Raw genomic sequence first — 6,071 nt, 5'->3', positions numbered from 1 at the left:
TTACGCTACGTACTTCTCGGGGCGCTTACTGAATTTATCAAACTGTTTCAGGATAAACGCGATAATAACCGTTCACAGGCACTCCCTGCCGGTGATGGCCCAGAAAACCAGGCGAAAAGAAATCGCAACGTTCACTGAATGGTGACGATATGCTTGATGCGTTGAAGACGTTACAGTCCCGTTCTGAAGAAATTTTCGGTACAAGGAAATGACGAAGCTCTGAAGGCAGACATAATCCCACCCTTCACAGAACTGAATTGCCAGAGACATTAATGTCCGCTTTGAGCGAGGAGCGGTCATTAGCCCCTCAGCCGTATGCCTTAAAGAGCGTACGCCAGAAATAAAAGGATTGCGCTACTGCGCATTCCTACTTTGACGGGATGTGACCCATGTCATCGCCACCGCTCCCAGAAGTAACAAACCACTTAAACCAAAAGCACTTCTCCATCCCAGACTGTCGAATACCAGACCTCCAGCCGTTGAACCAAGTGCAATAGATAGCTGAATCACCGCAACCATGAGGCCTCCCCCCGTCTCTGCATCTTCGGGTAACGCACGTGCTATCCATGTCCACCACCCCGTTGGCGCAGCCGTTGCAAGTAGCCCCCACAGGCTGAGTAAAACGGCAACAGCCCAGATGTGGTGTCCGACCAGCAGTAACGCACCGGTAATCGCTGCCATAAGCAACGGGATCATGATTAATGTCTTATAAAATATGGTGTTCAGGAATGTTGAGACGAGCATTGTGCCGACAAAACCTGCTACACCTATTGCGAGCAAAATCAGAGAAAGAGCAGAAGCTCCCACTCTGGTGACGCTTTCCAGAAAGGGGCGCACGTAGGTAAATAAAGCAAACTGTCCCATAAAGAAGAGCCCACAGGCCAGCAGTCCCGTTGGTACGATGGCGACACTGAACAGACGAAGCACAGACCCCTGTGGTTTATGTGTTTTATCGCTTTCCATCGAAGGCAGGCTGATCCATTGCCAGATGAACGCAGCTATCGCAAGGGGGACCAGACATAAAAAGGTGCCACGCCAACCGATGGTTGTCCCCAGATAGCTACCAAGCGGCGCAGCCACAACGGTGGCCAGCGCGTTGCCGCCGTTAAAAATTGCCAGTGCGCGGGGGACCTGGTGCTGCGGCACGAGCCGAATGGCGGTTGCAGCCGACATTGACCAGAATCCTCCGATGACGACGCCAATCAGAGCCCTCCCCAGCATATAAACCGGATAGTTAGGCGCTATGGTGATAACTATTCCCGATATGGCCATTAAGACCGTCAGCCCCAGCAGAAGATATTTTCGATTCAGGTCTCCGACAATACGGGAGATAGTCAGACTGGTAAGCACCGCCAGCGCGCCAGACACAGCAATTCCTTGCCCTGCCAGCCCTTCGGTAACGTGTAAATCATGGGCAATGAGCGTAAGCAGGCTGACTGGCATAAACTCAGAAGCGATCAGCACAAACACGCAAAGCGTCATGGCAAATACGCCGCTCCAGTATGCATGCGTTTTTTCGTATGATTGTTTTAGACTTATAGTGAACATTATTAGCATCCCTTAATATCGAACCAGCCAGATTCAGGCGCAGTCGGGTCAGAAGTTATTCAGGGAATAACGACATAATAGTTGGGTGAGAATAGAGGGCGATGTGGCATATTATGCATCACACCAGGCAGTTAAAAGCCACCCGTTTACGACAGGTGGCCTGGTAAACCTTTCGGGTTATCTTAAGTTTGCCTTGAAAAATTGCTCAAATTTGGCAAATGGGATCTTACCCGCAACGTTGTCATACAGATCAACATGGTTTGCCCCGGGAACAATCACTAACTCTTTCTCTTTGCTGCCGATCGCGTTAAAGGCATCTTCAGCAAAATAGCGTGAATGGGCTTTTTCGCCGGTCACGATGAGTGTAGGGATAGTAACTTCATTAGCGTAACTCAGCAGCGGCATATTCATAAATGACAGCGGCATGGTTGCATTCCAGGCACCGGTTGAGTTGACCGAACGCGCATGGAAACCACGCGGCATGCGGTAATAATCAAAGAACTCTTTCAATACCGGATTAGGATTCGTGGGCAGAGTTTCCGGTAAAATACGATCGGAAGCGGTGACGTTGCCCTTCTCATCAACGTAAATGTCATGCCCGCCTGGCGCGAAAGCGCCATTTTCCGCATCCTTCCAGCGCTGCATGTTCAGATACTGCAATACGGCACGACGATCGGCAGTGGTATAGCGGTCTTTGCCATCGCCCACGCCATGACCCATTGCACGGCTCATGTCATACATCACGCTGCTCGCCACCGCCTTGACACGCGTGTCCATCGCAGCGTCGTTTAAAGCCATGCCGCCCCATCCGCAGATACCGAGCAACCCGATACGGTTGCGATCCACCTCTTTTTGCAGGCCTAAGAAATCAACCGCCGCGCTGAAATCCTCGGTGTTGATATCCGGAGATGCGACGTTTCGCGGGTAGCCGCCGCTTTCACCCGTGTATGAAGGGTCGAAAGCCAGAGTGACAAATCCCTGTTCAGCCAGCGTCTGCGCATACAGGCCGCTGGATTGCTCTTTCACCGCCCCGAAGGGGCCACTAACAGCAATAGCGGCCAGCTTGCGATCTCCACGATCCTTCGGTATGTAGAGATCCCCGACTAAGGTGATCCCGTACCGGTTCGGAAAGGTCACCTTACGGTGATCAACTTTCGTGCTCTCAGCAAAAGTTTTATCCCATTTCTCAACCAGCGAAACGGGCGCGTTCGGATTGGTTGTATCAGCGTAACTCATATTTGTGACTCCACTTAATGATGCGCATAACAGCATGGCGGGTATCGCAGCTGTCAATTTTTGGGTGAAAGCAGTCATCAAAATCCCCTTCATAAAATGTGCCAGATACTGGTTTCATACGGCCAACGCTGCCGTGCTTTGTTGCAACGCGCATATTATAGTTAGCACTAATAGTGCTGATTAGAGGGTAAATAATGCTAAGATTAATACCATATTGTTCTGAATTGTGATGCAGCAGCAGAGGAAGAATGATGGCGAAAAGGGAAAACTATAACGATCTCTATCTGTTTATGCAGGTCGTGCGAGAAGGGAGTTTTACCGCCGCCGCACAGAGGCTTGGTCTGGCGCAGTCAGGAATTAGCCGTGCAGTGCGCGAGCTGGAAGAACGACTGGGCGTGCAGCTTCTGGTACGCACCACGCGCAAGCTATCGCTCACCCATGCTGGCGAGTTGCTCTATAAAAACGTCGAATCTGGATTTGACGCCTTAGATATGGGGCTTGCCACGCTGGCCCATTATCGCCATACACCATCGGGTACGGTCCGTATTAATGCCAGCCAGCACGCCATTGACAAAGTACTGCTGCCGAAGCTGGCGGTGTTTAAACAACGCTACCCGGATATTCGGCTGGAGCTCATCAGTGAAAGCCGGTTTGTCGATATTATTACTGAACGCTTCGATGCCGGTATACGTCTGGGCTCGGAAGTGGATAGCGGTATGGTCGCGGTGCGTATTTCGCCCGATATGGAGATGGCCGTTGTCGGCACACCCGAGCACTTTCGTCGCTACGGATTTCCGCAAACCCCCACCGATTTAGTGGGTCATCCCTGCATCGCTTACCAGTTCGGCGACGGCAGCCTGTATGCCTGGGAACTCAATCAGGACGGTAAAAAGATCACCCATCAGCCTCAGGGACAATGGGCCTTTGCTGACAGTTATATGGAAGCCAAAGCCGCGAGGCTAGGTCTGGGACTGGCTTATGTTCCGGAGGAATTGGTGTCTGATGATATAGAACAGGGGGCGCTGATCAGAGTTTTGCAATGCTACAGCCAACGCCTGGAAGGTTCATATATCTATTATCCGCACAGAAATGTGTCACCCGCTCTACGAGCGGTTATCGATACATTGAGAATTTAAGGGATGAAGATGAGATGATTCGCAGGCCTGGGTAATAGTTGGAAAACAACGTCCGTTCCTGGCACACAGCGGACATTTCAGCTTTACCCTGCCCCGGACATCTGAACTTAGCTTTGACATAGATTGTAGAGGCTAAATTGAGATGTCCATTTCTGGCAAATATAGCCATGCCCGCGCTACAGTCTCACCACTGCTTTCAAAGGATGAGACTCATAACTGCATTCGGAACTGAGTTTTTCTCAATGACCGATGTTAATCAACTCAGGCTCTTACAGGACGTGTTTGGTTCCACGCAGGCTTCGCGCCCCCAAAATTCAGTAGCCAAGGATCGACGTGCTTGTACTGGTGAGCTCATTCAGCAACATTGTGCGTCCATCAGTTGAATTCACAGCGAAAAGCAACCCTGGCAACTTTAGAGAGACTGGGATATTTTTACTTAACTCTTCTGACAAAGGTTATGGCAATGGTCTTAATCAGGACTCCTGAATTAAAAGATATACCATCTCTACAAAAGCTCTTTCTGCAATTGGGTTATCAGACAGATGTAGAACGCTTAGAAAATCATATTAACCAGAAGCATACCAGTCTTAGTATTTTGGTTGCTGAAGCAGAAAAGGAACTCTGCGGGGTTGTTGTGATGAATTTTATCACCCCTGTACATGAAAACGGTTTGTGGGCATTAATTTCAGCTCTGGTCATAGATGAATCGTCGCGAGGAACAGGTATCGGAAAGAAGCTTCTCATTGCCTCTGAGCAAATCGCACTGGATAAGGGATGTTCTCAAATTGAGCTTTCAAGCAGTGAACGTAGAATCAGAGCACACAAGTTTTATGAAAGCCACGGTTATCAGGAAGTGAGGAAGCGTTTTGTTAAGCTTCTCGCAGACATGCCCATTGTTAAATAACTCTCCAGCGAGGTTTGCATGTCGGATTCGAGTACGAGCGCAAGCTGATTATTATAACCACTTCGTAAGTTGTGCCACCTGGTGTATATCACCTGACTTGATGTACACCAGGTATTCTACAGCAGTAAATCCAGTGTCTTCAGGGTCAAGCCCCCTTCCCCATGATTGTATTTCTTTTCAATTTAATTGCATTCCTCAGTTCGAGGTTGAATTTAGCCTCATCAATAAGTTTGTCCTTAAGTTCCTGTGCAATTCGCTTTAATTCCGTAAACGCAAGCGGCTTTTGCCCATGTAAGAATTGAACACCAGAACGTTCATAATACTTATCAATATGTTTTAATCTGTATTTTGCTAACTTTCTTATTTCACCTATAGAGCCCTGTTGCCCATTGTCTATTAGTCGGTTGATTGTATACTCAACAAACTCTTTTTTATCTTTTCCGAAATAACTCAAGACCAACGGAAGTAAAAAGCTTTGCATACAGATATCATATGAAAAAACCATAGAAAAATCGGCACCTAAAAGATCACAAGCTCCATCGAAATCATTATATAAAAAGATATAACGGTAAAAATCTTTAAACCTGCTAATTATACTTGCGTCAGTAACTTTGTTTGCGCCAATATAGCAGCCATAAGGGCTTCCTTTTGCAAACTCTATATTTTCTGTTGATTTGAAACTGTCACATCCCGCGACAATGGCCAGTAGGTTATTCATTGTATGTTTGTTTATCATTAAAAATAAATCATTCATCTCCCCCCAGGAGATATACTTTTTAATTCCAGGGAGAAACATTCCTTCCTCGGGTGAACCATGACACTCAAAATGCACTATAGGAATTAACCCTTTTTTTATGACTCCTTTTTCCAGCTCTTTAAAGAAAGAATTCAGCATGGGGATATTATGTATCTTAACAAAAACAATAGGAATTGGCACTTTCAGACTTGATATGGATTTAAATAGTTTTGAGGCGGTATTACTTTTAAGCGTTATATCATCTGGTTTATTATTGATTTTGATGTCACTCGGGGAATCAAGATCCTCATCACCTAAAACATCAATGATGTATAAAATGTTGAATGCAAATTTTCTCGTCATGTTTTATATCTCTATATCCGATAGAGTTAGTGTCCAAAATGCCATGATTGCACAAAAAACTCCTTCAAATCTGGCTCCTGCCCTAAGGATATCAAAAAAAATCCTCTGTGGAATTATTTACTTCATGGATATTTGGCTGGCAGATATT

At 47.0% G+C, this 6,071-nt stretch carries 5 protein-coding genes and 1 pseudogene; 3 read left to right on the top strand and 3 right to left on the bottom strand.

Translation table 11 applies throughout. The features are described from left to right. Positions 1-212: pseudogene (locus EQY_RS0110290) on the top strand (ISNCY family transposase); the annotation flags it as partial. Between the two features lie 142 nt (positions 213-354). Here EQY_RS0110290 and EQY_RS0110285 read toward each other — a convergent pair. Together EQY_RS0110285 and EQY_RS0110280 are read right to left on the bottom strand one after the other, a co-directional pair. After that, on the bottom strand, positions 355-1,548 hold the full coding sequence (locus tag EQY_RS0110285) for an MFS transporter (RefSeq protein ID WP_000494213.1): 1,194 nt from the start codon (positions 1,546-1,548) through the stop codon (positions 355-357). A 177-nt stretch (positions 1,549-1,725) separates the two neighbouring features. Next, on the bottom strand, positions 1,726-2,862 hold the full coding sequence (locus EQY_RS0110280; RefSeq protein ID WP_010350796.1) for an alpha/beta hydrolase: 1,137 nt from the start codon (positions 2,860-2,862) through the stop codon (positions 1,726-1,728). Positions 2,863-3,035: 173 nt separating this feature from the next. On the opposite strand from EQY_RS0110280, the gene EQY_RS0110275 reads away from it, so the two are divergent. Together EQY_RS0110275 and EQY_RS0110270 are read left to right on the top strand one after the other, a co-directional pair. Beyond that, on the top strand, positions 3,036-3,920 hold the full coding sequence (locus EQY_RS0110275; RefSeq protein WP_001119030.1) for a LysR family transcriptional regulator: 885 nt from the start codon (positions 3,036-3,038) through the stop codon (positions 3,918-3,920). Positions 3,921-4,383: 463 nt separating this feature from the next. Next, a complete protein-coding gene (locus tag EQY_RS0110270) occupies positions 4,384-4,824 on the top strand; it encodes a GNAT family N-acetyltransferase (RefSeq protein ID WP_000243018.1) in 441 nt (146 codons plus the stop codon). Positions 4,825-4,969: 145 nt separating this feature from the next. Here EQY_RS0110270 and EQY_RS0110265 read toward each other — a convergent pair whose 3' ends face one another. Next, entirely contained in the window at positions 4,970-5,923 is a 954-nt protein-coding gene (locus EQY_RS0110265; RefSeq protein WP_000197008.1) for a hypothetical protein, read from the bottom strand. Between the last annotated feature and the right edge of the window lie 148 nt (positions 5,924-6,071).

Source organism: Escherichia sp. TW14182 (genome assembly GCF_000208525.1).
Classification (GTDB): domain Bacteria; phylum Pseudomonadota; class Gammaproteobacteria; order Enterobacterales; family Enterobacteriaceae; genus Escherichia; species Escherichia ruysiae.
This window is presented reverse-complemented; position numbering and strand designations above follow the sequence as displayed.